Below are 24009 nucleotides of genomic sequence, written 5' to 3' on the forward strand. Positions count from 1 at the left end.
CTCCCGGCGCAATCGCTGATAGCGATCGCCTGCGTGGCCGATGGCCCCAGTTAGCCAATCGACCAACACAGGAGAACTATTTTGGCCCCTACCCGTTTGGCGGACGTCATCGTCCCAGAAATCTTTGCTCCGTATGTACTTGAGCGTACTGCTGACCTGTCTGCTCTGTACCAGTCCAGCATCATCGAATCCAATGAAGAGTTGAACTCGATCGCCACTGGCGGTGGTTCAACTGCAAACATGCCTTTCTTCCAGGATCTCTCTGGCTCATCTGAACTGCTGTCTGAGACTGTGCCTCTGACCGTCAACAACATCACCTCTGCTCGTGATATTTGCTCCATCCATCAGCGTGGTAAGGCTTGGGGTGCGAACTTCCTGGCTAAGGCCAAATCCGGTGCTGACCCCATGGCGCAGATTGCTGACCTGGTGGCTGACTGGTGGGCTCGTGATATGCAAGCGACCCTGATTGCTACCCTGCGTGGTGTGTTTGCCTCTGCCACAATGGCGAGTGAGCAAGTGTTGGATTTGTCCATTGAAGCGGGTAATGCTGCCACTGCTGATAACCTGATCAGCTCTGGTGCTACCCTGAATGCCCTGAAGAAGCTGGGTGATGCGACCAATGCCATCACGGCGATCGCCATGCACTCAGACATCTACTACAGCCTGCTAGACCAGGATGTAATTCAGTTCGACGCCCCTTCTGAGCAGGGTATCTCTCTGCCTCGGTACAAGGGCCGTCAGGTGATTGTAGATGATGGAATGCCGAAGGTTGCTGGCACCACCTCTGGTTTCAAGTACGACACCTATCTCTTCGGCGCTGGCTCCATCAACTATGGTGAAGCGACCTTAGATCCGATGGATGCGGTTGAGACTGACCGTGACAGCTTGCAAGGTGATGACTACTTGGTGAACCGCCGTCGCTTCGTTCTCCACCCCGTTGGTGTGCGTTGGCAGGGAACCCCTGCTGGCACCTCCCCCAGCAACGGTGAACTGGCAGTTGGGACCAACTGGTCTCGGGTTTACACCAAGAAAAATACCCGACTCATCCTGCTTCGCACGAACGGCTAAAGCCTTGGTGTTTCGTTAGTTGAGCGATCGCCCTGTGATGGGGGCGATCGCTTTTTCTATGGGGGGAACCCTCGCCGCGAGACGTTGAGCGAGAGGAACTATGGGCGCTTCAGGATTTATGCGAGCACGGCGCATTGCAGCCGAGCGGATGAACAAACCCGTGGAGGAAGTTGGGTATCAGGAGGCAGCAGAGTACCTCCGCAAGCCTCAGGAAGAACAGCCAGTGCAGGAATCTGACGCCGGAGTTACAGGCGAGCAGCCGGAGGATGAGATGCCCACCACGCCCCTCCCCGCTGCCCTGGCCCTCATAAATGGAGCTGCCAGCGCCAAAGCAATTGAAAAGCTCCCCACCATTGGTGCGAAGGGAGCTCAAAAGATTTTTGATGTCCGGCCTGAGAACGGATTTGTGGCACTAGAGCAGGTCGCAGCCATGACCGACCTGCAAAGTGCTAACTGGACTGAGATCGCTGCTTGGGAGGCTCCCGAGTAATGCCATTCGCCCCCACCACTCTTGATGCTGTGATGGATGCCCTCAGCTTACCGGTAGTTGCTCCTATCTGGGTGGAGTTCACCCAGGGAGCGTTGGATCGGGTTGCTAACTACGGCGGGGAACCGGCGATCGCTCGCATTGAGGAGTATGTCGTTAAGTACCAGGAAGCCGAAGAGAACCGCAACGCGGCTGCTGGCGATGCCTTCATGACCCGTGCAGATGTTGTGGAGTGGGAGCCGGGTGGCCAGGTGAAGGGCTTCCAAAACGAGCAAGTCTACTACGCCGACAAGATTCTCAAAGCTTTATTCCTGCCATCTGAGCAGGCCGAGATCCGCCGCATGATGGGCGGTTCGAATCGCGTATCCAATCTGAGGTAACCCCTTGAGCAACATCCCAAGCAGCAATCACAATTTCGATTTCGACCTGGGGGGCCGTGGCTTCCCTCAGTACCTCAACGGTGCTGGCACCTACAACAATGGCGCATGGTTTGCGCTGATGGCTGATGGCAATGGCTGTGTGATTACCAGCGTGACGATTCAGGGTGAAGGGGTGCGAACACTCAACTTATCACTGGCACCTGGCCAGTCCTTTCCCTTCTATGGGGCGATCGTGACCAGCATCACCCTGGCTTCCGGTGGCCTTCTAGTGTTCTCTCGGTAGGTCAAAACTATGCCTGGATTAGGTTTAGGGCTGGGATTATCGACGCGACGAGCGCTGGGGGGCGTTGGGCCTGAGGTTCCGCCCTCTGCCAGTATCAGCGGATCGCTAGTGGTTGGGGAAACGTTGACCGTTATCGTTGCGGGCGTTGCGTCAATTGTTTCCTACCTCTGGGAGCGGTTCTATGAGGATTATTCAGAGGTCGCCTACTCAACGGCCTCTATTGTTCTTGATGCCGCCGATATGGGCTATAACATGCGGCTCACTATTCAGTATCTGGATAGTGAGGGCAACCCTGGAACGTTGACCATAGAAACAGAGGACTATGTTCGAAATATTAATTTCCTGGGTTTTGTCGTTGTTGTAAAAACCGCCAATTTCCTAGACGGTTTTCTATTTGATATCAACGGAATCAACCGCTACAAAACAGCCATCTGGGAGCGATCGCTTACAGGTGAGATCTGGCAATTTGTATCCAGTTCTACGTTGAATCAGCCGCCCAGGTATACCCTATCGACATCAGATTTAGGCTATCGATATCGGCTCACAGCAACCTATGTTGATGGGCAGGGATACGAGGACACCATTACATCTGAGCCTACTGGCACCGTTAATAACACCCCTGGATCCATCAACATTACCGATGGCGGCGGCGGCAATATTACAACCGTAACGGTAGGCGATCAGCTATATGCATCCATTCCAATTGATGCTGACGGCTGGTCTTTCTCTGATACCCCTGTTTATGGGTGGCAGTTTGCAAGCTTCCCAGCAGGCCCATGGACGGCGATCGCTGGATACGGTTTCGCCCTGAATGTTGAGCCATCACTGGCCGGAAAATATATCCGTTTCCAGGGCTCTTTTGTGGATAATATCGGCACCTCTGAGCTTTTCACATCTGAGGTGTTTGGGCCTGTTATCCCGCCTAACTCCCCAGGCTCTGTGACTATTTCAGGTAACTATCGCGTCGGTTCAACACTCACCGCCAGCGCAACTGACATCAACGGCATTCCTGGGCCGATTAATTGGGTTTGGGAAGTCTCAACCAATAACGGCCCCTGGCTGGCCGCTGATGGGTTTGGTAATGAGTATTATCCAAGCTTTAGCGATCGCGGCTCTAGGTTCCGTGTAACGGCCTTTTATGTGGATGGCCTGGGAGCGAATGAGACAGCCACTAGCGATCCGGTATTGATTCCCTATGGGGAGGTTAATTTAAGCGTTGAATATCCCATCTTCCCCGGTGATGTCGTTGAAGCGATCGTTACAACGCCCAACGGGATAGGCGGCCCGATCACGTTTCAATGGTGGCGCTTTGATTTCAGCCTGGGGGCATCTCAGCCCATCTCCGGAGCAACGGGCCAGAGCTACACGGCAACTAGCGCAGATGTCGATAAATCCATCTTTGTTGTTGTAACCTATACCGATAATTTAGGGCGACAGGAAAGCCTGTATTCAAAGCTGGGCGGTGTTGCCAGCCCAACCATCGGCGGCGGCATACTGACGATCAACGGCCAGCGGCGGGTAGGTGAATATCTCAGCGCTACTCTGAGCAATGCAGATGGCCCTGTTGATACTGCCTTTTTCGACTGGCAAAGGTCTTTAGATGGCCTGGCCTGGGTTGCGGTTTCCTCTGGCCCATCATCCTTATTGTTGTTGCCCTCAGATGCCTCAGGCTATCAATACAGGCTAGTTGCTGGATACCTGGATCAATCGCCTGGATTCAAAACGGTGTTTGCAACAACTGGGGCGATCGCCCCTGCTGATCAGCCAGGATCCGCATCCATCCAGGGCGCTGTTAGCTATGGGAACACGGTTGAGGGAGTTGTTAGCGATCCTAATGGCGTTGCCTCTGTTCAATCCCGATACTGGCAACGCTCGTTAGATGGGGTAAGCTGGCTAACCATTGCAGGGGAAACGGCGGCCCAGTATCTGCTGGATGATAATTTCTTGAACGGCCAGCGGATCAGGTTTGGGGCAACCTACACCGATAACCTGGGCAATACCTCAACAGTGTTGAGCCCAGCATCCGCCGCGATCATCGTGCCAGATCAGCCTGGCTCATTGGTTATCCAGGGGACGCTGGCAGAGTATCAGGATCTATCCGCCGTGATTATCGACGGCAACAACATTGAAGGCGGATCAGAGTCTTACACCTGGCAATATACCTATGATTCAAGCTTTGCCCCTGGATCATGGCTTGCCCTCGGTTTGACCGCAAATACCATCACAGTACAGCCAGGCTACAGCGGCGCGTACTTCCGGGCGATCGCATCCTATACCGATCTGGCTGGGTATGTTGCGACCGTAACGAGTGCCCCTGCTGGGCCTATCGTTGCCGCTGGGGCAAGCACTAGGGCGGCCTCAGTTGATGGTATCGCCCAGGTGGGGCAGGCGCTGAGCGCCTCAGCCGTTGACACTGGCGGAATTCAGGGCAGCATCCTCTGGCGCTGGCAAGTTTCAGATTCAGCAGATATCGGCTGGCAAACGATCGCTAATTCAACGGGCCAAGTTTTTGCTCCTACCATTGCCCAGGGCGATCGCCTGATCCGCGCCTATGGCCTGTATCTCGATGGCCAGGGCGTGTTTAGGGAGATATACAGCCCCCCAACGAATTATGTAAACGTTCTGGGAGCGGCGGGTATCTCAGGCCAGGCAAAGGTTGGGCAAATTTTGCAGGGCTCTGCTGGGGATAGCTACAACGGCATCGGCGGGCCGGTCGCTGGGCAGTTTGAGGAGTACGACGATAACGCGGGCTGGGTTGCCATTGCTGGCGCTACAGCCTACACCTATCTGATTCCCGCATCTAAGGTTGGAAAACTCATCCGATACGCGCCTTATTTTGTGGATGGGCGCGGCTATGACGAGTTCCCCGTTTCCCCAGCCGTTGGGCCTGTAGTGGCCTAATTCTAGACCCTGGAACCCTTGGGGCATGAGTTAGCAGCGATCGCCCCATGGCTTCCATCTTCAATTTCTCAGGAGAATATGCACCCGAGCAGGGGTTAGCGTTCCGAGTTGCCTTGAGTTATCCAGGCGACTGGAGCGCTGCTGCATTTCTGGGAGGCATTGAGGCGAGCAGCGGTGCACCACTCGGGTCATGGTCGTTTGAAGCTCCCAGCTATGACGACGGAACCGACACCACCCAAATCAACTGCACCCTGGCACGCTCCATCACCGCAGCTCTGCCACTTGCCCCCGGCAATTGCAACTACGACATCCTGGCACGGCTCCCCGACCAGGAACCCGTTCGAATCCTGCGGGGCCGGATGAGTGCCACAGATGTCATCAGTGATCCATCCGCTCTCATTGGCTCCGGTTCCACCGATGGCAGCTTCGCTCCCCAGGTACGGCTCACAGTTCAGGTCAATGGCCAGGTCACGGTCGAAGGTGTTGCTGGTTTCAGCACTGCAATTGTGGATGCGGCGATCGCCACCTACATCGCCCAAAACCCGGTCAGTGGTGACGCTGGCATTGCCTTCGAGACAACCTTCACCAGCACAAATCTGACAGTGGCGGGGTTGTTACCGGTGGTGCATGACCTGAACCGGCGTCCATCGGGTGTGGTGGTGTGGAACCCGGTTGGTGAGTCTGTTGCTCCCGATGGGGTGGATGTCATCTCCCTGAACGCGATCGCCATCAATCTCGAATCTTTTGTCCCCATATCCGGCACGTGGCGCGTGTCGTTGGTTGCCTGATATATGTTTACCGGACTTCGCAAGTTTTTAAACCTGGGGGTGCGCTTCTTTCGTAGCGCCGCCTCTGCCACCTATGTTGGCATCCGTGGGCCTCAATCGGTTGATCCGGCTAGCAGTTACTATCTAGAGCTGCCTGATGCCCTGCCAGCCTCAACCCAGATGATGGTGGTGACCAGTGCTGGGAAGATGCAGTTTCAGGCGGCTGGTGGAGGCGGTAGCGTCACCAGCGTTGATCTAACTGCACCTAGCTTCCTTGCCGTGGGTGGAAACCCGGTAACCACCGCTGGCACCCTCACCCTCACCCTTGATAACCAGAACGCCAATACATTTTTTGCAGGGCCTACCAGTGGGGGAGCTGCAACTCCAGGCTTCCGGGCGATCGCCTGGGCCGATGTCTCTTTCCTGGCTGGCACCTCCGGCACCTCATTCACCGTGGGTAATGACTCCCGACTGCATACCCAAAATACTGACACCGGCACCACTCAGGCCAGTTTTTCTATCGACAGCACTGGCACTGGGGTTCGGCTGAAGAACAGCGCTGGCACTTTGCTGCTCCGCAACCTGGCAGACAGCGGCTATGCCAGCCTCGAAGTTGAGAACCTGATTGTTCGTGGTACCACAACCACCATCAACAGTGAAACGATGGCGATCGCCGACAATACCATCGTCCTCAACTCCGATGTCACTGGCACCCCTTCAGAAAACGCTGGTATCCAGGTAGAGCGCGGCAACAGCACTGATGCAACGTTGCTATGGGATGAGAGCAACGACCGCTGGATGGCTGGCCTTGCTGGAGCTGAGGTGGCGATCGCTCGCGTCTTCCAAACCACCTTTACCAATGCAACGTTGGTCGCTGGGGTTTTGACGGTGACCCATAACCTGGGCAACCAATGCCCCGATGTGCGGATCATTGACAACTCTGGGAAGGCGATCGGTGAGCCCGACGAAATCACCTATACCAGCACAACCGCCCTCACTTGCGACTTCAGTAGCTTCGGGGCTCTGACGGGTACCTGGAGAGTGACGGTGGTGGGCTGATGAGATTTGGATCGAGCAACATCAATAGCCTGATTCCCAGCGCTGCCAATATCAAGGCAGCGCTGGAATCCCTTGCTGAGGGCCTAGCCGCATCAGCAATTCGGTTGGTAACCACGAGCATGAAGGTTGTGCCTGTAGCCAGCCTCCAGGCCTGGGCTGAAGCAGTAGACACAGCACTGCTGAATGCCCGCAGCAGTGGCATACGGTATGGGGGAATTTCTTCTGTTGTAGGTGGAATCGGTGTCGGTACGACGGTATCGATAACAGCCGGGGCAGGGCAACTCCTCAACAACGCAGATGCCAGCAATCCGACCTATACAGCGGTTTCGTGGACCGCGAAGACAGGTTTGGCGATCGCCAACACAACGACCAGTCAGACCTGGTGGTATGTGGATGATGCGTCCGATACCATCAAGCAGCAGACCACCAAACCCACTCGCTCGGAACGGCGATCGCGCCTCTACCTATTCAGAACCTCATTCACCAATGGAGTTATCTCGGCGCTTGAGTCGGAAGCTTCGCCGGTGCAGCAGGCAAGCTTGGCAACCCGAGATCTGGGTGAGGCACTGGGGACGCTGCGAGCAGGTCGAAGCGACCTCACTCCATCCAAGGGTGGCGGGGCATTGAAGCTGGCAATGACAGGGGGAGGGCTGTTCAAGTTCGGCTCAAACTACCCGTTTAGCTATCTCGATCCGAACGTTGTAACCTTTGACGCCTTCGACTCTGCGGGAACTGGCAGGTTTCGCTATGCCATCCCAGCAGGTCCACTCGCTCCCGACCTGTCTGATATTCAGGTGGGGAACTACGCTCCCAATGGAGCGGTCGCTGCAATCCCTGGCTCGACTTCCAGAGTCGGCCTGCATTTCATCTTCCGGTTCCCTGGCGGAAACACGCGCATCGTCTACGGCGACCAGTATTACAACAACCTTGATGAAGCGGTTGTGGCACTCGGCTCGATAGACCCGTTTGCTCTGGCACCAGCTTCCTTCGAGACGAGCGGCTTTGTGGTGGGAGCGATCGCTGCCACTGCCGGGACAACTGACCTGACCACTGCCAGGTTTGTGCGAACCAACCAGTTTGGGAATTTCAGTGGTGGGGTTGTTTCCCAATCCGGGGCACTGCTGCGATCGAACAACCTGAGCGACGTGGCCAGCCCTGCTACAGCCTGCTCCAACCTCGGGGTGTATGGAGCCAGAAGTATCATTGCCCATCGGGAGTTTGGCAACTTGCAAGCCGTAGCTAGTGGTGCCAATGACGTGACAGTGGTTGATTTTACCCTTCCCGCTCTCCAAAGTGGCGACACCGTTCACATCGCGATGTATGCCCAGGGCGGGGGCACAATGTCTGCTTCGGGCGGCCTCTGGCTTCGGTGGATTCGCGACGGTGTGACATCCCTGGATCTCTACACGTTATTCAACGCCACGATCAATACGGTCGGGGTTCAACGTTATATAAAGGTCCGTGATGCCGATTTTTGGTTAGCAGTTCTGGGGGATACAAACCTTGGTTCAAATGCTACAGCACCCACAACGGGCGCAATCAACCGAGCTTCAACCCAGAAGATTCAGGTGGTTTTTAGAAGCCAGAATCTCACCACTACGCTCCACAACCTTGTAATCACCGTCTGGAGGGATACCCCATGATCACTGCCCCTCTGGCCTATCTAGATGATGGTTCGATCGCCCCTCCTGAGTCTCCACCTGGTACCCAATGGACGGCGATCGACGTACCCGCTGGGGTCTACCGCTATTACGAAGCAGGGGATGAGTTGCCCCAGATTCCTATCCCACCTCCAGCTCCTAGCTGGGCAGTATTCCGCTTGGGGATGCTTGGTGATCCTGGGTTTCGTCGGGTTGTCTCTTACGGTGAACCGATTGATCAGGCATCCCTAGCCTCAGAAATTAATAAGAATGAGCCTGACGCACCTAACGTTCCGGCACTTCAACTCCTATGGGGCTTAATCGTTTCGCTAATCCCGAGCAGCACTGCTCCCACTGTCTTTGAGGTCGGGTCCTGGAATGCGATCGCCACCGAGGCCAACATCCCGTTTCGATTCAGCCCTGAAGGATACCTGGAGGTTTAAACCATGGCACAGCGATCGCCCTTCACCAGGTTTGAAAACTTCAGTGGTCAGTTTCAGGCGCAAGGCTCTGGTGTAACCGTCGACAGCAAAAACAACACCGTACCCGTGAAGCAGTGGGTACGGGTGAGGGCTGTGATGAAGCAGGTTTCAGCTGATTCAGTTGCAAGAATCGCCACCCGTACCCCTGAGCAGATGGGTGTTGACTCTCGGGCCGTGTTCATCAAAGGGCGAATTATTGCCCCCCTTCCAGTGACAAAGGGAGATACCACTCTGCTGGATACCCTAATCGATTGGAACACCCCATGCCTTGCCACCTTTGATGGGGAAGTGGGCCGGTTCTACTGGGACAAGAAAGCGCGAAACCCCTACCTGGTTGGGGTAGGGGTCGATATTGTTCGCGAGTTCCAGGGCTACTGGCTGAAGGGTGCAACTTTCCAGATCCAGGGCACAGAGCGTACTTCGTAGGCGATCGCTACAATCCAACAAGAAGATCTTCGAAACTAGCATTCGAGCCCTCGTTACCGGGGGCTTTTCTATTGAGGGCTATGGAGTTCCAGAGCCCTGCCCGGTACCATCCCTGCACAGTTACCGAGGTAGGTATTGGGTATGAGCAACAGTAGCAGGATCGAAATCAAAATTGACCAGCGCCCGATCGCCGATGCTGCAAAGAAAGCGCTGCGTGACCTGGCGAAGGAACTGAATAAGGAATCGCTGAGGATCATTGCCACCCCTGGTTACTTCGAGTCGAGCGACCAGGACATCATCGACACGGAGACGCTGGAGAAAGCGCAGCGGGTCGAGAAGGTAAGCGAGACAGAGTACAGGCTTGTGAACGATGCGGACCAGGGCAAAGGTATCTACGCTAGCCATGTTTACAACGGGCACGTCACCTCCGCTGGTAACTTTGTCCAAGGTCGGCCCTGGATGGCAGCGGCTGTCTTCGTCACTAAGCCGTCGCAATATTTTGAGGAGCGGTTGAAGAAGTATCTGCGCTAGTGCCATTGGAACCATCGGGGCAAATTGCAGGACTGCCCTATGGCTCTCGACTATGAACGTGTGCGATCGATTCTCACTGATGCTTTGGGTGGGGAGTTAGGCTACTTCACTACGCATGGCGGGGCAACCATCCCCGCTATGCAGTTGGATGATGGCACCGAAGACCTGGTGAATGATTGGGAATCTATTACTGGCTTGCAGGTAACCATCGTGGTCGACCTGGAGATTCCTTTCACTCAACTGCTGGGAAATAAGGGATTAGGCACCGAGCGAGCTGTGATTGTCCTTGCACAGCACACACCAGGTCAGCCCCTCTTTGAACCGACCCAGCGAGCCATGATGGCCCTCCAGAAAGGCTACCTAAATCTGAAAGTGGACCCACCACGAGGTAGCCGCGCGAGCGCACGCCTAGACCGTATTGGCAGTATGAACTTTGTCATCTCTTTGACATCTCACTGGGCTCAGTAGCCATCTGGAACCCTCCCGACAGTTTTTTGAGGGAATTCCCGAATGGCTGGCAACTATACTCCTGTACTCGGTACAGGTACCACTATCAAAGTCGCGCTACTCCCCAAGGGCAGTACCGCCGAGCCTGTCGAGACGAGCATCACGCTGGCTGCATTGGCTGCAAAAGATACGACGACCCCCGCTTCCATCACGACCCCCGCACTTGCTACCGGCGTATCCATCCCCGAGAATGCCTACCTGGCATGGGAAGCGGAAAATGGTCAGGTCGTCGCAACCAAGGTCGTCGAAGCAGCAGAAGCGGCTGATGTAGCGATCGCCGTCGACATCATCCCCCGTGATATCGCCTCTGGCTCCATTGCAGCATGGCCCCCCGAGCTGCAAATCCGTACAGGTGTGGACCTCGACCGTTCATCGAACGAGGTGACCTACGTTACTCTGAAGTCCGCATTTGAGCAGCGGGTTGGTGTGTCGATCGCCACTGGTCTAAACCTCCCTGGCTACTACAACGCCAATGACGCAGCCTACAAAATGCTTGAGTTCGCGCAAGCGAATCAGCAGTTTGTTTATGTGATTGTTGAGTACCCCAACCAGGATCCGCTGGCCTACAGCACGGGTGACATCGTGAAAGGGGTTTGTAGCGTAACCGGCTTACCCAAGAATGCTCCCGCTGATGGTCTGATCAGTGCCGACGTAACCCTTGGTTTCGCTGCTCCTCCCGTATTCGCAGACGCTACGCCTGTCTAATGCGTTTTTTTAGCTCACGGACAGTTACGGGCTGTGGGATTCAAGAGGATGGCGATCGCTTGGAGATCGCCATCCTCTTGGTGCGGGAAAAGACACGACCAGGGCGGCACAAGGTTTGTATTGAAGGGGTTGTGGGCGCGACGATGACAATTGAGCTCACAGCGGACCATAAGCCCGGAAGACATTACGGAACCAAAGTGAGGCGGGTTGATGTTCCTGTTTAACAATCCGTATCAGGAATTCATTGAGCTCCCAGACGTCGGCCCCGTGTCGAAATTTGGGAGCCTTACCTTATGGGAGCATCTGGCTGTCGAAGGTCGCCTTGAGGAGCTGCGGGAGGACCTAGCCGACCCAGTAGCAGCGATCGCCTTCGCTCCCCTGCTGAACAAGATCCTTGCCTCCATACTGCTGGTCTCCCGAGTCAGAGCAAATTACTCATGGGCCGAGGTTGAAGATTTGGCACCAGAAACCATTGAGGCGATCGCAGACTTTCTGCTAAGCGAGCGCCGGCGATGGGCCGACCCTACGATTGTCACTGAGCCCCGCAAGGGCAGCTCTGACGAGCCAGTTGATGGGGTCGATTGGAATGAAGTGTATGTGCGGCTGGCGACCGCAATGCCGGGTGACCCCCGATGGACCCCCCAGAAATTTCAGACAGTACCCCTGAACCAAATCGAGGCGGCGATCGCCACACTGGGCCGTGTCGAGTTGCAGAGGGCTTCTTTGAGTGCCCTACCCCTGGCCCTCGGTTTTACATATTTGCTCAAGGCCCAGGGCGTCAAAAAGATTGAGGTTGGTGACCTTGAGCCATATGGGCGGGAGCTCCGGATTCAGGCCGAGGTGGCCAAGCTTCCCACCGATGCGGCTCGGATTCTCCAAGAGTTGATTGATACCAATCAGTGCCCACAGTGGGCCGCGAACATGATTGAGCCTGAAGTGCTGAAGAGAGCTGCTGCCTAGCCCTGGAACCATCACCCCGAAGCGCCCACTGTGGGTGACCTACTGGGGTTTGTATGAGCGGCAATGGTAACAACGAAGTCGAGCTAAAGGTTGGCTATGACTTTGCGAAACTCAACCAAGAGTCGAAGAAACTTGAGGGCGAGATTCGCAAACAGGTTAAGGATGTCAAGGTAGATGTCAAACCCGAGGTCGAAAACCGCAGCCTCATCGCGCTTGCAAAAACGCTGAACGTTAGTTTTTCGGCGGTTCAGAAATTTACTGAAAGCCTCCAACTCACAGGAACAGCAGCTAATTCCGCATTTAATAGGCTGAAAGAATTAAAGAGCGTTGGGGCCAGTTCCACCGATACATTCAAGGCTCTCAATGCTGAATTTGGGCTCAGCGAGAATCAGGTACGGGGCCTTAGCAATGCCTACAAAGGACTGCAAGACCGGGAGCAGGCCGCTGCCCAAGCTGCCGCTGACCAGGCCGCTGCTCAGAAGAAGGCGGCTCAGGAAAATGCCGCCGCTCAGCAGGCCACCAAAACCGCCAGCAACGATCGCAAATCTCAAGACACCGCCGCTAAGCTGAACAGCCAGCAGGCGATCGCTCAAACAAGAGCTGGGGCTGATGTTGAGAAAGCCAATCAGCGCACGGCCCAGGAACAGATTAAATCCCAAACCACATTGGGCAAAGCTGCTGAGCAACGCGCCACTGCTGAGATTAAGGCAAGTAGTGAGGTCGAAAAGGCCAATCAACGCACAGCTCAGGAGCAGATTAAGTCTCAAACGACACTGGGCAAAGCGGCTGAGCAACGTGCCACCGCTGAGATTAAGGCGAGTAGTGAGGTCGAAAAGGCTAATCAACGCACAGCTCAGGAGCAGATTAAGTCTCAAACCACTCTGGGCAAAGCGGCTGAGCAACGCGCCACCGCTGAGATTAAGGCGAGTAGTGAGGTCGAAAAGGCCAATCAGCGCACAGCCCAGGAGCAGATTAAGTCTCAAACCACTCTGGGCAAAGCGGCTGAGCAACGCGCCACCGCTGAGATTAAGGCGAGTAGTGAGGTCGAAAAGGCTAATCAACGCACAGCTCAGGAGCAGATTAAGTCTCAAACGACACTGGGCAAAGCGGCTGAGCAACGCGCCACTGCCGAGATTAAGGCAAGTAGTGAGATTGAGAAGGCCAATCAACGCACAGCTCAGGAGCAAATCAAATCCCAAACCACACTGGGCAAAGCGGCTGAGCAGCGTGCTACCGCCGAGATTAAGGCAAGTAGTGAGATTGAGAAGGCCAATCAGCGCACGGCCCAGGAGCAAATCAAATCCCAAACCACGCTAGGCAAAGCTGCTGAGCAACGTGCTACCGCCGAAGTCAAAGCGAGTAGTGAGATTGAGAGGGCCAATCAACGTACTGCTCAGGAGCAGATTAAATCCCAGACCACATTAGGTAAGGCCGCTGAGCAACGCGCCACCGCTGAGATTAAGGCGAGTAGTGAGGTCGAAAAGGCCAATCAGCGCACAGCCCAGGAGCAGATTAAGTCTCAAACCACTCTGGGCAAAGCGGCTGAGCAACGTGCCACCGCTGAGATTAAGGCGAGTAGTGAGGTCGAAAAGGCTAATCAACGCACAGCTCAGGAGCAGATTAAGTCTCAAACGACACTGGGCAAAGCGGCTGAGCAACGTGCTACCGCCGAGATTAAGGCAAGTAGTGAGATTGAGAAGGCCAATCAGCGCACGGCCCAGGAACAGATTAAGTCTCAAACGACACTGGGCAAAGCGGCTGAGCAACGTGCTACCGCCGAGATTAAGGCAAGTAGTGAGATTGAGAAGGCCAATCAGCGCACGGCCCAGGAACAGATTAAGTCTCAAACGACACTGGGCAAAGCGGCTGAGCAACGTGCTACCGCCGAGATTAAGGCAAGTAGTGAGATTGAGAAGGCCAATCAGCGCACGGCCCAGGAACAGATTAAGTCTCAAACCACTCTGGGCAAAGCGGCTGAGCAGCGTGCCACTGCTGAGATTAAGGCAAGCAGTGAAATCGAAAAAGCTAATCAGCGTACTGCCCAGGAGCAAATCAAATCCCAGACCACATTGGGCAAAGCGGCTGAGCAGCGTGCCACCGCCGAAATTAAGGCAAGTAGTGAGGTCGAAAAGGCCAATCAACGCACAGCTCAGGAGCAGATTAAGTCTCAAACCACACTGGGCAAAGCGGCTGAGCAACGTGCCACTGCTGAGGTTAAGGCAAGTAGTGAGGTTGAGAAGGCTAATCAACGCACGGCTCAGGAGCAGATTAAGTCCCAAACTACACTGGGCAAAGCGGCTGAACAGCGTGCTACCGCTGAGATTAAGGCTACAGCCACGATTTCGACGGCGAAGGAAAGAACCGCTCAGGAGGAGTTAAGAACCAACGCCAAGCTACAGCAGGCCGAAGCACGCCTACAAGAGGCACGGATTAAGGGCGAATATGCCCTAGAGCAAATCAGGCTAAGGCAGGCAGCTAAGGCCTCTAAACCCGTTCAGGAGATCGATCGCCGCCAGGTGAAGGTTGACTACAAAGCTGCCACCGTTCCTGTGGCGATCGCTCCCAAGATTGAAAGTAAAGCGCTGGTCGATCTCTCCAAAACTTTAGGGGGGAACATCGGCAGTGCTAAAGCCTTCGCCGATTCTCTCAACATTACTGGCAGTGCAGCTAAAGAGGCGCTGGCACGAATGCAAGCTTTAGCCGCCGCTGGAGCAACAACCGCCGAGAAATATACGGCTCTGTCCCGTGAGTTTGGCCTTAATGCCAAACAGATCAGCACTTTGAGTCAGGCGGCCAATGGGCTATCGGCAAAACAGGCTGCGATCGCCACCTCCAGTGGCAATGCTTCCGCCGAAGTGACGAAGCTCGCCCGATCCTTTGGGGGCACCTACTCACAAGCCCTCCAGCTATCTCAAGGCCTCGGCCTAACGGCAAGAGAAGCCCGTGTTGCCATCACTCAGCTCCAGCAGCTCAAAGGATCGGGTGCAACATCGGCTCAGGCTTTCACTACCCTTCGCTCAGAGCTGGGCCTCACTGCGGACCAATTCCACAAATTGGAGACCGTCGCAGGGCAGGCCAAAAACACATTGAGTGGTCTCAATGGCATAGTCACCGGCGTAGCTCAGGGGATTGCGCAGGCGGGTACCCAGGCCGCTGTCAATGCACTACAGGGTGCTGTGAGTGGAATTGAGGGGGCGATCGCCACCTCAGTCGGGACTTTTGCCGACTATCAATTCGCCTTAACCGACTTCGCAAGTAAGGCACAAGTCCCGGTTGATTCGCTCGATAGCCTGGAGGCGGAGATCCGCGAGATTGCGAAGACCTCGACGAAAGCGCCGCCTGAGCTCGCCGAAACGGCTTCTATGCTGGTTTCGATGGGTCGCTCCGCGAAGCAAGCCGAGGAGGAGCTCAGGCCGATCACCTTGTTAGCTGACTCCCTCGGCGGCGACGTTAAGGTGGTCGGGCGAGTGGTTACTCAGACCGTTTCAATTTTCGAGGACTTCGGCGAAACCGCCGAAACCGCCGCCGACAAAATTCAATACTTCATTGATACGACGGCGATCGGCTCGACGGGAGGCCCGAGGGAATTCGAAAAATTACTCGCTCAGGCCGGGCCTTCCGCGAAGAAAGCGGGCATTGGTTTTGAGGAACTCGCCTCCGCCTTCGCGACCCTACGTGCCTCCGGTTTCAGCGATCGCGTCGCTGCGACCTCGATCAAAACCTCATTACTCGCCCTATCCGGGCCGACCGATAAGGCGGCGGTCGAGCTGAGAAAAATCGGCGTCGAGGCTTTCGACGCTCAGGGCAAATTTAAAGGCCTCGCCCAGGTCTATACGGATTTTGCGGCGGCCCTCCAGGGCAAGTCACAACAGGAGCAGCTGCGCTTCGCGACCCTAGTTTTCGGTCGCGAAGGGGCGAGCGGGTTCCTCGAAATGATGGATAAGGTAGGCACCAAATTCATCGACACTCTCAACGGAGCCCGAGCCAATGCCAGTGGAGCCGTCGAGCGCCGGGCCGCCCTTCTAAATGGCACGCTAACCCGCCTCGGCGAAAACTTTAAGGGCTCCATCGAAACCCTGATTAACGACGTGGGGGCGGCCTTAGAGCCGTTTCTCTCAGGGATTCTCAACATCGCGAACCAGGTTGGCCAGCAGCTGGTCGATCGCGGCTCCTTCGATGATCTCACCGACGCCGCGACCCGGTTCGGCAACGCCCTGAAAGACGATCCGAAGCTCATCGCCAACATTACCGAAAACTGTCTCCGACTCATCGACATAATCGACGAAGTCGGGGCATCGGTGGTCGACACGATTTCGGCCTTCGCTCAGGGCGAATCGCCGGGCGAAACCATTCAATCGCTCATCTCCTTTCTTGAGGCGCTGAGCAATACGATCAAGGGCCTCTCTGCAACTGTTCAGATTAGCTTTGCTATCCTCGACCCCTTCATTAGTCCGACGATCGAGCTATTCGGGACGCTCTATCAAGCCGTTAACGCCGTCGGCGATGCGATCGCCGCCTTAGTCGATAAGTTCGGAGGGCTCGGGGCGATTATCGAGCGGATCCCTTTAATTGGCACGTTTATTGAAAGTAAGCGAGCCGCTGACGACCTCGCGCCGAGCGTCGACGAAGCTCAGAAGGCATTTAGGCAACGGCAGGCATTTAGCGGGAGCGGCGGCGGTCGCGAGGGTTTCGACACTCAATCAGAGGAAGGCGGCCTGGAGGCCGACATCAACCCCGACGATATGAGCTCGCCGACCGCCGAGGAGGATAAACAGCTCGCGGCGCTCGAAGTCGAGGCGAAGCAACGCGAGGCTGTTCTCCGGGCCTCTGGGAAAAGCGAGGTCGAAATCGAGCAATCTATCGCCGATCAGGAACAGGAGATCCTTGACCGGCGGATCGGACTGAATGAACAAAAACTCCAAAAACTGAAGGAGGCGAAGGAAGGAACCTCCGACCCAGGCGAGATCGCGGAGCTCGAAAAAGAGATCCTACAGGTCGAGGGCACGATCGCTGATGACCGTCTGGAAGTTCAACAGGAGTTAGCAGACGAACGGGAGCGGGTTGAGCGAGTAGCCCTGGAGAAAATTGAGAAGGCCAATGCGGATGCGGATGCTCGCATTACGCAATCCCAGAGCGCACGAGCCGCCGCCATCCGTCAACGACAACTAGCGGGGCAACTGTCGGAGGAGGAGGCATCGGAAGCGATCGCCAAAATCCAAGCCGACAGCATTAATGAAACCATCGCGGCAAAACGGCAAGAACTGACCAGCATCCAGCAGTTGCGCCAGGCTGGGACTATCAGTGCTGAAGAGGCGGCTGAGCGCGAGCGCGACCTGGTGACCGAAATTGGGCAGCTCAACGTCCAGGCGCTTGAGGAGCAGATTCAAGCCCAGGAAGAACAGAAGAAGCGCAGACTGGAAGACCTTGAGGAAATTTCTAAGGCCGAGCAACGGACCATTGAGAAGGGCAAGAATGAACGGGCGATCGCCATCCGTGAGCAGCAACTAGCCGGAGGGTTGTCCGAGGATCAAGCCGATGACGCTCTAGTGAAATCGGAGCAGCAGGCCAGTGATGAGATTTTGGCCCTGAAGACGGCTGAATTGCAGCAGGTTCAGGAGCTTCGCAACCAGGGCATTCTCTCAGCTGAAGAATTTGCCGAGCGTGAGGCCCAGCTCCAGGGTGAGATTGAGAATGCCACCCTAAGCCGGATTGAATCGGAGATTGATGCACGGGAGCGCGCGGCTGAGACGGCCAAACAGCAGGCTGAGGAGGAACTGAAGCAGGCCAAACTGGTCGCTGATACTCGTGCCCGGTTGGAGCAGGCTGCATTCGACCGTAAGACCCAAGCCGTCGAACAGCAGAACAATTTGCTCAGTGCCCAGGCCGGTCTGGTATCAGCTCTGGCAGAACTCCAAAACTCGGGAACTGAAGCCCAAATTGCTCAGGCAGAGGCTAGTGGTGATACAGCCCGAGCTGCCCAACTCCGGCTAGACCTGTTAGGCCAACAGCAGCAACAGCTCATCCAGCAACAGGCGATCGAGGCCCAGCAGCTCGCCCTCTCCCAGCAGCAGGCACGGCTGGAACTGGAGCGGGAGATCCGGCTGAGTCGCCAGCGGGAATTGGAGCTTGAGCTTGAAATCTCCCAAGCTCGACGCACCGGCGCTACTCAAGCAGAGCTGGATAACCTCCAGGCTCAATTGTCCATCCAGCAAAGCCTGACCCAGGATACCCAGCGATCGCGCTCTACTCTGGACCAAACCCAGGCTATTCAGCGTTCAGCTCAGGCCGCATCTCAGCAAGCTGCAGTCAACAACCTGAACACTTCGCAGATTGGCACGATTCGGCAACTCGGTGAGGAAGGCGGTTTCACCCGTGAGATGAGGGACCGCATCAACCAGCTCTCATCCGCAACGACCTCCGCCTCAATGCTGCCCCCCAACATTGCCCAGGCCAGGCTACCCGCGCCGCTCGCACCGCAGTTGAGCATGCCAAACCCAGGGGCACGAGCAATCGCACCCAAAAATGACCCCCAGATGCAAGACCTGGGGACGGCAGTGGAACTGCTTCGGAGCATTGATGGCCTGCTGCGGGATGGGGCAGCCACCACTGAAATCACTAACAAGATTGAGGTGAATGGGGTATCTGACCCACGACTGGCAGCAGCCCAGACGGCGGAAGCGATCGCCAAGCAGGGGATGCGTCGCAAGGGGCGATAGGGCTATGGAGTTCCATAGTAGGACCGCGCTTAGCGCGGCTCTACTGCACATTCAGGATATTTAGCTTCACAGGGGGGATTCTTCGCGCTCGCCACACCTGCCAACACCAGAAAGGCGATTAGGGCGATCGCAGTCCCAACAAACAATCCACGTATTTCCATAGGTAGCACCTTCAACTTTTGCCTGGAGGGTGCCTCCCTCTGGAACCCTCGCTAGGACAGACGAGGGAAGAGATATGGCGGTTAGCGACGTTACTTTTGCAGATCCATTAGGCATCATCGCCACCGTCAGTTTCTCGCCACTGCGTGATGGTGGCTATGGTCGGGTCTGGAACCAGGCCGCATTCGTTGACGGCGAAAACCAAGCGGGGAAAGACATCATCCGAGCACGGGCGATCGGCTCAAAATACACCTGGTCGATTGGGGGCCGGGTAACGGCGGCGAGGCTCAGCGACCTGGATGAGCTCATAGCTAAGCAAGATTCAGAGCTCAGCGACGGTACCCCCTACCTCATCCGCTTCACTGATGAGGTCCGGAAGGTCTTTCCATTTCCAGCTCCTCACCCCAAGCTCATCGTCAGCGGGTCGGTAGTGAAAGGCAGCGGGGCAACTGAGGGTTATGCTCGCTTCAATGTAAAAGTCACCACTGGCGATTCCCACGGCGAGTATGTTGGGCCTGCTCCGGAGGGCGACCTCCACATCGTGGATTTAACGGTGCAAGAAATTTTGTAGTGAGGCGATCGCTCTGGAACCCTCGCAGCGTAGTCTTCTGCGCTGGCTGTGCTCCTAACCTTCTCGATTCCATGCCGAGTTCATCTGTCGTCTCCAAGTGGTGCGAGCCCCCTGGAGATCACCTCGCAGTTGAAAGTGCTGGAGGTTGGCAACCAACGGCTCGATACTACCGGACTTATCAAAACCACCGGCACGATGAAACTTGCCGGAGTGCCTATCAACGGCGGAATTGGGGAGAGTCTAGACCCCCGCGTTAATCCCTCCCGGTGGGCACTGGGCTCCCGTGTTGACGTACAAATTTTTAATGGCTCCGAGTGGGTACCACACCCACGGGGGGCTCTCAGGATTCTGCAAAACGTTAAGCCGAGTGTCTTTCAGGAGGACATCGATATTGAGGTGGGCTGTGAACTTGCCTACCTTGATACCGGCGAGAATGCCCCCTGGTCTACCCGCAAGTATTGGGCAGCAAGCCTAGACGCAATCGTCACCTACGTCAGCGGGGTCGAAGTTCCTGGCAACATCAACTCGAAACCCTGGCGCATTCAGGGCACCTCTCTGCCCAGCCTGAAGAACGTTTCTAAATCTGATTTAATCAATGCCCTGGGAGAAGGGTTTGATACCCCGCTAACCCTCATAGATGCCATCCCTGGCCAACTGAGTTACCTCCGCAGGCTGGAGGGCTCTCTCATTGCCCAGATGGGTCAGGTAGCCTACAGTGCTGGCTACTGGCTCTGGATTGATGGCGATCGCCTGCTCCGAGCAACAGCGCTCAACCTCACCCGGCTTCCCGACTTGGTGCTGAGTGCTGTGCATGGCAGTCTGCGCTATGAGGTGCTCGTGGGTGGCGAACGTCCTGCCCAGGCGGTGGTAGCCAGTGCCCCCTCCACGAAGCAAATTTTCTTCATCCACAACACATGGCGGGAGAACCGAAACCTCACCAACCCAGAAGGGGAGAATGAGGCGATTGATGTCACGGGTGATGAGGAGGAAAGTACCGTCACGACCCAAAAGAGCTTGAAGGAGTTGTTTCCTCTGGCTTCCACGTCATCAGCTCTCATCGACGATGCAGAAACCAGCGTCGAGAATACCTACGATGCAGCCGGGTATTTGATTAAGACGGTGGAGGAGGGGCAAGCGCTCAAGGGCGTGATTCTCAAGAACCTCTACGCCTACCCAGATGCAGGGTCCACGAGCCTGTTCCCATCCTCAAAGAAGATCACCGACTACGAGATCGTTGATGGGGCTGTGCGTTCCATCCGTGAGCGCTTCTACGAACCGGGGGCACTGGTGTTTCCCTCCGGCGGCACTGAATCCCTCGTGCTCAGTCGCAGCATTACCAGGCTTTGGACACCCTACAAAGACGGCTGGATGGAGACGACCAGCGAGATTGACCATAAGACTGGTCAGTCTACCTGCTTCCCCAGATATGGCCCAGACACTACCCCTCCAGAACCCACGATGAAACCGGAGGAGGTTGAGGAGGTTGAGGGCAATGAGGAAGCTGAAGCGGGGTTTGATGGAGAGCCGCCCCGCAGAACGCTGCATCTGCAACTCAAGGCCCCTGTGAATAATTCGGATGAGCTCAAGGCGATCGCCGAGCGTGAGGGTGCAATCCTTTACGGGCGAAGCTACCCGGCACAATGGGTCATCCCCATGCCTGCGAGCTACCTGGAAGACTATACCCCCTTCCAGTCATACCGATGGGAAGAACCCGCTGGCCTGCTGCCCCGGTATGTAGCGGATAGCGAAACCTTCGTGATGGACGCTAACAGTTCCACCGTCGCGGCTGAAGGTCTTCTGATGGGGGTCGATACCCCATCCGGTGGTGGATATACTCTCGCCCCTCCATACACTCTGCTGGCATGACCATGAATGATTTGATTTCAGCAGCCTTAATCAGGCTAATCAGCGATCGCACTCTGGCCTATCAGGAGGCGGCTCCCCCAGCTCCTACAGCATTTCCAGTGAAGGTTGTCCGTGCCGATGGGCGGAAGATTTTTGCAGTACCTCTGGGTACTGGTAGCAATGAGGAGTTAGAAATTCGGCCTATTAGCAATGGCAGTGTGAGAGCGGGAGACATTGGGGCGGCATTCTATACAGGTGGAACCATTCGTGGCGTATTTAGGAGCCGTTAACTTATGTCGGGGAAAAGGATTTTCAACAATTTGCAAGCCGGAAATCGCTGCCTATTGTGTACTTGCCTTATCCCTGGAAACTCCCGCCGCTCCCGCTTCTATCAGGCTGGTAAACGTTCACCTCACGGGCAATATCACGCAGGCCCGTATGCAGGAAAAATCTGCCGAAGCTGTTTAAGAAGAAGGGAAGAGTCATGAAAAGCGAACTGGAAAACCTGAAACAGATGTTGGCGATCGCCATCCGAATAGAATCTGACCATCGCACCTCAATGGATACCTGCGAGCGCTGCTGGGCTTTGGAGAAGGCCGCGATGAGTGTGAGCCATCGTAAGCAACGTGAGCGGATGGAGGCGGAGCTGAGGCAGGCCCAGGCAATGGTGAAAGAGATTGAGGCGGCGATCGATGGACTTAATTGAGCAGGCCCGAGCACGGCTAGCAGGCGATCGCGCTACTGCCCTGGAGCGCAACCAACCACAGCCACCGGCCTACACCTACCAGGATCGGGATGGCCGTAGTGTGCGACTGGCTGGCAGCGACGGCAGTGAAGCTGAGGTGCGCATGCTGAGCAGCGGGAGCCTGAGAGTGGGTGATCCAGTAATTCGAGTCGGGTCGTTGGGGATAGGCCGCAATGGGAGCCGAATGCCCGAGCGTCGGCGATACCTCCCGCTCGTCATTCCTACAGGGGGCTGGGTGTACAGCTCCCATGAGGGGGCACTGTCCGTTCCACAAAATGAAGACGGAACGCTCCGGTACATCTACACCACAACCCCCAACACGTCTCTGTGGGAAGGTTTGATTAATTTTTACAATACTGATTTCGAGGGGAACCTATACATAGAATTTGCGGGTTACTACCAGATAAGGGAAGTAGACGCCACAGTTGCCCGCTATCTGGATGTCAGCACCCCTACACGGATCACAATCACATCAATCATCGATCATCTAGAGCCGCGCTATATCGGCCCAACTGGCTTCCAGGCTCGCCGCCCTGAATTCAGATTTTCAGCTTTTAGAATGCTTGATGATCAGCCGCCCCCAGCACTCAACTCTCCCAATGATTTGATTAATGATGCGATCGCCAAAACCAATGCTGGCCTGGCGTATGTTACTCCCATCATCACCGCCGATAGCCTACCAGGGGGCGGGCCGAATGATTATCCATCATTTGATTTGGATAATCCGTGGAACAGATTTAGCACGTTCCAGCAAATCGATAACCCCATAGCTGGCATCGCCTACCGCATTGGAGGGACATCGATCCTGACAAATATCGAAACAACCGTTACGCGAACCTTTGATATATACGACCCTGGAAAATATTTACTCCTAGGCTCATGGGGAGCGGACTCTCTAGCGCTGCTAAGGGGATTTGACGGGGTAAGTGAGGAAATAAGGATTGATCAACCTAACCGCATCATCCATTCCCAAACCCTAGACACTACGATCACGATCGCCCCTATCCCGCCAGAACCAGAGCCTGAACCATAGGCGCAAGGCACCCTCCAGGCAGATAAGAACTGGAGGACTATGAAGGCTACCATTACCCATTCAACCGTTTTTAAAGACTCCCCTCGCCCTTCTGCTGAGCTGACTGCAAACTCGAAGCTGGATGTGCCAGCAGGGCAGGAACTTGAGGTGCTCGCCTACCGCGATGGCGGGGCTAACCATCTCAAAATCACCTTCAACCAGAATCTGGGACCACAGCGCCGGAACACCTGGTACGTGTATAAAGACCACATCCAGCTTGAGCAGCCGGGGACTGCTGAGAGTGGGCTGCACATCTCCGAGCAAGGTTTGGCCCTGATCAAAAAGTACGAAGGCTTTCGGTCTCGAAGCTATTTGTGCCCCTCGGGAACTTGGACGATTGGGTATGGCTCAACCCACGACGTCACACGTGGCCAGTGGATTTCCGAGCCTGAGGCGGCGGCGCGGCTCAGGCGTGAGGTACAGATTTATGAGCATGGTGTTTTGGCCGCGCTGAAGGTCGAAGCAAGCCAGGCCCAGTTCGATGCCCTGGTAAGCCTCTGCTACAACATCGGCGTGGGTGCGATCGCTCGCAGCTCTGTTATGAGGTTTCACAACCGCCGTGACTTTGCAGCTGCGGCTGATGCCTTTCTACTGTGGAACAAGGGGGGTGGGAAGGAGATCCCCGGACTTACTCGGCGTCGGCGTGAGGAGCGCAGTTTGTACCTGACATAACGACGGCAAGGGGGGGCAATCGCCCCCCTTTCT

23 protein-coding genes are annotated in these 24009 nt (G+C 55.8%); 22 read left to right on the forward strand and 1 reads right to left on the reverse strand.

The genetic code is table 11. The features are described from left to right. Positions 1-81 precede the first annotated feature (81 nt). The 16 genes from NDI52_RS14285 (at position 82) to NDI52_RS14360 (ending at position 18912) form a co-directional block, all read left to right on the forward strand. The gene (locus NDI52_RS14285; RefSeq protein WP_190773079.1) at positions 82-1068 is read left to right on the forward strand and encodes a major capsid protein; all 987 of its coding nucleotides are present in this window, start codon (positions 82-84) and stop codon (positions 1066-1068) included. 100 nt (positions 1069-1168) lie between these two features. Next, a complete protein-coding gene (locus NDI52_RS14290) occupies positions 1169-1558 on the forward strand; it encodes a hypothetical protein (RefSeq protein WP_190773080.1) in 390 nt (129 codons plus the stop codon). Beyond that, complete coding sequence (locus NDI52_RS14295) at positions 1558-1935, forward strand: hypothetical protein (RefSeq protein WP_190773081.1); 378 nt, start codon at positions 1558-1560, stop codon at positions 1933-1935. Before NDI52_RS14290 ends, NDI52_RS14295 begins: the two co-directional genes overlap by 1 nt. A gap of 4 nt (positions 1936-1939) precedes the next feature. Further along, positions 1940-2218 (forward strand): hypothetical protein, encoded by a 279-nt coding sequence (locus NDI52_RS14300; protein ID WP_190773082.1) that lies wholly within the window; start codon positions 1940-1942, stop codon positions 2216-2218. Positions 2219-2227: 9 nt separating this feature from the next. Continuing rightward, positions 2228-5119: a hypothetical protein gene (locus tag NDI52_RS14305; protein WP_348256447.1), complete on the forward strand. Its 2892-nt coding sequence runs from the start codon at positions 2228-2230 to the stop codon at positions 5117-5119. Positions 5120-5166: 47 nt separating this feature from the next. Further along, entirely contained in the window at positions 5167-5907 is a 741-nt protein-coding gene (locus tag NDI52_RS14310; protein WP_190773084.1) for a hypothetical protein, read from the forward strand. Between the two features lie 3 nt (positions 5908-5910). Then, positions 5911-6945 (forward strand): hypothetical protein, encoded by a 1035-nt coding sequence (locus tag NDI52_RS14315; RefSeq protein WP_348256448.1) that lies wholly within the window; start codon positions 5911-5913, stop codon positions 6943-6945. Then, positions 6945-8588 carry a hypothetical protein gene (locus NDI52_RS14320; RefSeq protein WP_190773086.1) on the forward strand — a complete coding sequence of 548 codons (1644 nt, stop codon included), beginning with the start codon at positions 6945-6947 and terminating at the stop codon, positions 8586-8588. The genes NDI52_RS14315 and NDI52_RS14320 overlap by 1 nt, the downstream gene beginning before the upstream one ends. Then, a complete protein-coding gene (locus tag NDI52_RS14325; RefSeq protein WP_190773087.1) occupies positions 8585-9028 on the forward strand; it encodes a hypothetical protein in 444 nt (147 codons plus the stop codon). The genes NDI52_RS14320 and NDI52_RS14325 overlap by 4 nt, the downstream gene beginning before the upstream one ends. A gap of 3 nt (positions 9029-9031) precedes the next feature. Further along, positions 9032-9493: a hypothetical protein gene (locus NDI52_RS14330; RefSeq protein WP_190773088.1), complete on the forward strand. Its 462-nt coding sequence runs from the start codon at positions 9032-9034 to the stop codon at positions 9491-9493. 141 nt (positions 9494-9634) lie between these two features. After that, positions 9635-10024: a hypothetical protein gene (locus NDI52_RS14335; RefSeq protein ID WP_190773089.1), complete on the forward strand. Its 390-nt coding sequence runs from the start codon at positions 9635-9637 to the stop codon at positions 10022-10024. Positions 10025-10063: 39 nt separating this feature from the next. After that, positions 10064-10492 carry a hypothetical protein gene (locus tag NDI52_RS14340; protein ID WP_190773090.1) on the forward strand — a complete coding sequence of 143 codons (429 nt, stop codon included), beginning with the start codon at positions 10064-10066 and terminating at the stop codon, positions 10490-10492. 42 nt (positions 10493-10534) lie between these two features. Next, positions 10535-11236 carry a hypothetical protein gene (locus tag NDI52_RS14345; RefSeq protein ID WP_190773091.1) on the forward strand — a complete coding sequence of 234 codons (702 nt, stop codon included), beginning with the start codon at positions 10535-10537 and terminating at the stop codon, positions 11234-11236. Further along, positions 11236-11460 carry a hypothetical protein gene (locus tag NDI52_RS14350; RefSeq protein ID WP_206758189.1) on the forward strand — a complete coding sequence of 75 codons (225 nt, stop codon included), beginning with the start codon at positions 11236-11238 and terminating at the stop codon, positions 11458-11460. The genes NDI52_RS14345 and NDI52_RS14350 overlap by 1 nt, the downstream gene beginning before the upstream one ends. Positions 11461-11503: 43 nt before the next feature. Then, positions 11504-12196: a hypothetical protein gene (locus NDI52_RS14355; RefSeq protein ID WP_190773093.1), complete on the forward strand. Its 693-nt coding sequence runs from the start codon at positions 11504-11506 to the stop codon at positions 12194-12196. 53 nt (positions 12197-12249) lie between these two features. Further along, complete coding sequence (locus tag NDI52_RS14360; RefSeq protein ID WP_348256449.1) at positions 12250-18912, forward strand: hypothetical protein; 6663 nt, start codon at positions 12250-12252, stop codon at positions 18910-18912. A 29-nt stretch (positions 18913-18941) separates the two neighbouring features. Here the strand turns inward: NDI52_RS14360 and NDI52_RS14365 are convergent, their stop codons facing one another. After that, positions 18942-19073: a hypothetical protein gene (locus NDI52_RS14365; protein ID WP_277874851.1), complete on the reverse strand. Its 132-nt coding sequence runs from the start codon at positions 19071-19073 to the stop codon at positions 18942-18944. 74 nt (positions 19074-19147) lie between these two features. Here NDI52_RS14365 and NDI52_RS14370 point away from each other — a divergent pair, with 74 nt between their 5' ends. The 6 genes from NDI52_RS14370 (at position 19148) to NDI52_RS14395 (ending at position 23976) form a co-directional block, all read left to right on the forward strand. Next, positions 19148-19642, forward strand: a complete 495-nt coding sequence (locus NDI52_RS14370; protein WP_190773095.1) for a hypothetical protein — start codon at positions 19148-19150, stop codon at positions 19640-19642. 48 nt (positions 19643-19690) lie between these two features. After that, positions 19691-21508 carry a hypothetical protein gene (locus NDI52_RS14375; protein ID WP_190773096.1) on the forward strand — a complete coding sequence of 606 codons (1818 nt, stop codon included), beginning with the start codon at positions 19691-19693 and terminating at the stop codon, positions 21506-21508. A gap of 2 nt (positions 21509-21510) precedes the next feature. Beyond that, positions 21511-21777, forward strand: a complete 267-nt coding sequence (locus NDI52_RS14380) for a hypothetical protein (RefSeq protein WP_190773097.1) — start codon at positions 21511-21513, stop codon at positions 21775-21777. A gap of 194 nt (positions 21778-21971) precedes the next feature. Continuing rightward, entirely contained in the window at positions 21972-22193 is a 222-nt protein-coding gene (locus NDI52_RS14385; RefSeq protein WP_190773098.1) for a hypothetical protein, read from the forward strand. Beyond that, on the forward strand, positions 22180-23265 hold the full coding sequence (locus tag NDI52_RS14390; RefSeq protein WP_190773099.1) for a hypothetical protein: 1086 nt from the start codon (positions 22180-22182) through the stop codon (positions 23263-23265). The genes NDI52_RS14385 and NDI52_RS14390 overlap by 14 nt, the downstream gene beginning before the upstream one ends. 39 nt (positions 23266-23304) lie before the next feature. Beyond that, positions 23305-23976 carry a lysozyme gene (locus NDI52_RS14395; protein WP_190773100.1) on the forward strand — a complete coding sequence of 224 codons (672 nt, stop codon included), beginning with the start codon at positions 23305-23307 and terminating at the stop codon, positions 23974-23976. The last annotated feature ends 33 nt before the right edge of the window (positions 23977-24009 follow it).

The organism is Leptolyngbya sp. PL-A3 (genome assembly GCF_039962325.1).
In the GTDB taxonomy this organism is placed as follows: domain Bacteria; phylum Cyanobacteriota; class Cyanobacteriia; order Elainellales; family Elainellaceae; genus Vacuolonema.